Origin of the sequence: Vibrio ichthyoenteri ATCC 700023, from assembly GCF_000222605.1 — a bacterium.
In the GTDB taxonomy this organism is placed as follows: domain Bacteria; phylum Pseudomonadota; class Gammaproteobacteria; order Enterobacterales; family Vibrionaceae; genus Vibrio; species Vibrio ichthyoenteri.
Map to the genome: position 1 here is coordinate 1 of NZ_AFWF01000111.1, position 2,640 is coordinate 2,640.

At 53.0% G+C, this 2,640-nt stretch carries 3 protein-coding genes and 1 pseudogene; all 4 read left to right on the forward strand.

Annotation, left to right across the window (positions count from 1 at the left end; translation table 11 throughout):
- Window positions 1-1,246, forward strand: a 1,246-nt coding sequence (locus tag RH85_RS09550) for a TIGR03752 family integrating conjugative element protein (RefSeq protein ID WP_006712011.1), incomplete at its 5' end; no start/stop codon positions are given.
- A complete protein-coding gene (locus RH85_RS23445) occupies window positions 1,233-1,415 on the forward strand; it encodes a hypothetical protein (RefSeq protein WP_006712012.1) in 183 nt (60 codons plus the stop codon). The genes RH85_RS09550 and RH85_RS23445, both read left to right, overlap by 14 nt.
- Before the next feature lie 32 nt (window positions 1,416-1,447).
- A pseudogene (locus tag RH85_RS23450) lies at window positions 1,448-1,645 on the forward strand (TIGR03751 family conjugal transfer lipoprotein); the annotation flags it as partial.
- Window positions 1,645-2,640: TraC family protein (locus RH85_RS09560; protein WP_006712014.1), on the forward strand; the 996-nt coding region annotated here is incomplete at its 3' end. The pseudogene RH85_RS23450 and the gene RH85_RS09560, both read left to right, overlap by 1 nt.

The following is a 2,640-nucleotide window of genomic DNA, read 5'->3' on the forward strand; positions in this document are numbered from 1 at the left end:
GACGCTCGGCGCTATTGGTGATACGCCAGAAGATACGCTTCGAACCTTAACCGCCAGCTTAACTCAAGGCCAAGAAGATAAGCAAAAAATGGCGCTCGAGCTTGCACGCACGCAATCCGAGCTGGAAGCGCAAAAAAACGAAAGCTCTGCGCAAATTGAAGCGATGGGCAATCGCTTTAATCAGCAGCTTGAGCAGATAGAGAAAAAACTCTCGAGTAATTTGTCTGAGCTCAAAAACCGTCAGAACGATATCGCTATCGAGGTGCCAGAGTTTGAGCTAGAGCAGCTCGGCATTGACTCTGGACGAGAAGATGGCGTGGATGAGTGGTCGCAACCGGCCACGACGCCAACGTCTTCCGAGCTTATCTGGACCGAACCGATGGACGCCAAAAAAGATAAAGATGGCCAATGGATAACGCCTTTAATGCAAGGCGCCGCGGCGCTGCAAGAGAGAGTGTCAGCAATGGGCGAACCATTTGATGCCAGCAGCCCTCAAAGCACGCCTGTCTATACCTTACATCGCGGAGCGGTGCTCAGTGACGCCACCTCTTTAACGGCGCTGATGGGGCGTATTCCTGTTAATGGCCAAGTCACCAGTCCTTATCCTTTTTCCATGGTGATTGGAGCAAAAAACCTATTGGCCAATGGCTTTACCTTGCCAGAGGTACAAGGGGCGATTGTGACCGGCACCGTGACGGGGGATTGGAGCTTGAAGTGTGTGCGCGGCGCGGTGGAATCAATAGATTTTATTCGCACTGACGGCACGATTTTGTCTTACCCGGAAGTGCAGGGAGCCATTAGCTCAGATTTTGATGGGAGCAGTGTACAAACCCAAGATTTGGGTTATCTGGCTGACCCAAATGGAAATCCGTGTCTGACCGGTATTCGCATCTCAAATGCGCCGCAATACCTCACCACCAAGGGATTGCTTGATGCGGCCACTGCCGCGGCGAAAGCTGCTGCCACCGCGCAGCAAACCATTTCGGTGGATGGTGGGACGAGCACCTCTGCGCTCACCGGCAGTGCGATGAAAAATGCCGCCGGTGAATCTGCCGCCGCTCTGACAGGCACCGTCTCTGACTTTATTCAATCTCGCATGGGCTCAAGCTTTGACATCATCTATGTCGAGCCAGGCGTAAAAGCGGCGATTCATCTTCGTCAACCCATCACGCTCTCGGTGCCAGAAGTACCTTATCGCGTGCGTTACCAAACTTCCACACAAGGGGCTTCTTATGCGCTGCCGTAATTTTTTGTTATTAACGCTACTGAGCGTAGGTGCGGGGTTAACTGGTTGTTCAACCTCGCAAGAGGCGGTACTGCCACAACCTGACACCAATGTTGAACAAGTTTGGCAAGAGACCATGCAAGGTGAGGCGAGTGAGGTCAGGCGTGGGGCGCGCTTAAAAGGCCCTTAACCCCACAAACTCTAGCGGCTCGCCAAAGCGATTACACCCGAGATAGCTGGCGTGAAACCATTAACCTGTTTCCGCGTCTGCCCAATCCTGATGTGGTGATGTACGTCTTACCTCATCGCGTAGGCAATCTTCCGGTGCCCGGGTATAGCACGGTTTTTCCTTTGTATGAGCGCGTGCATTACGCAACGCCTGCCCAGGCGCCGGCCACTCTTCCAAGGGAGGCTTGGTGATGCTTGAGCGCATGAAAAACAAAGTCACTTCTTTTTTTAATGAAGGGGTGGAGCATGGCGTTGAACCACTGAGCTACAGTGTGCCGCCCTCTTTTGCTTCGCAATTGCCGTGGATAGAAGTGGGTGAGCAAGGGCTGGTGCAGCTCGAAGATGCGCGCTCTTTAGGTTTGTTCTTTACCATTACACCGCTTCCAACCGAGGATAAAACCCAATCACAGCTCAATGCGGTGGTGCGTCATGTGGCGCACACACTCACGACCTTATGTGACGATGAAAACCCATGGATAGTGCAGCTTTTTGCCCGTGATATTGACCGCTTTGGTGAGGTGCATGAGCGCCTTTTGCAACAGGCAAGGGTGAAAGACGCCTTTACCCAAGCGGTTTTGGAAGAAGACCAGCGCCACTTTGACATCATTGGTCGTGAGCAGGGGATTTTTGCGGTCAACAGCCGACCTTGGCGCGCGCGTGAGCGTCAGGTGCGATTGGCTATCTATCGCTGGATGCCCGAAAAAAGCACAGCGGCTGAGCTGGATAAAAACCGCTCACAACTAAAAAGCTTGCGCCGACGCTTGCTAAGCCCTAATGCGTTGCTAGACCAAGGAATAGGCATTAGTGCTTGCTCAGGACAGGCGGCGTTTGAATGGCTTAGCCCGTTTTTCAATCCATCCGGAATTCGAGGAGAGACGCTGCGTTATCGTCCTTCGCGCTCAATGATAGACCAAGATTTCTCTGAGCGTTTGCTTCGTAGCGGAGTTCGCTCTGATGCAGAAAATGGGATTTGGTGGTTTGATGGCGATAAGCCGGTTGCCAATCGCGTCATGGAGCTCGATACTTGGGATAACGACGCCTTTTTAGCGGGCGCTATCTTTGGTGAAGTGGTGCCAGATGAAGGCGAAGCGCCTCGTCCGCAAAGTGTGGTCTTTGATGACCTACCACCAGGCACCATGATGGCCATGACCTTGCTGCCTCAAACCAAATCGAAAGCGCGCGAGCGC

Coding starts and splice junctions, on each gene's coding strand:
- RH85_RS23445 (WP_006712012.1), top strand. CDS start 1,233: ATGCGCTGCCGTAATTTTTTGTTATTAACGCTACTGAGCGTAGGTGCG.